General features: G+C 67.4%; 1 rRNA gene. It reads left to right on the top strand.

The annotated features are described in order from the left end of the window. Nucleotides 1–236: ribosomal RNA gene (locus ACYQ0J_RS13935) — 23S ribosomal RNA — on the top strand; the annotation flags it as partial.

Consider the following 236-nt stretch of genomic DNA (forward strand, 5'->3'; position numbering starts at 1 on the left):
ACGGCCCCGCAAGGGGTTGTGGCGTGCCTATTGAAGCATGAGCCGGCGACTCACGGTCGTGGGCGAGCTTAAGCCGTTGAGGCGGAGGCGTAGGGAAACCGAGTCCGAACAGGGCGTCTAGTCCGCGGCCGTGGACCCGAAACCGGGCGAGCTAGCCCTGGCCAGGGTGAAGCTGGGGTGAGACCCAGTGGAGGCCCGAACCGGTGGGGGATGCAAACCCCTCGGATGAGCTGGGG

Source organism: Thermus sp. FJN-A (genome assembly GCF_054655095.1).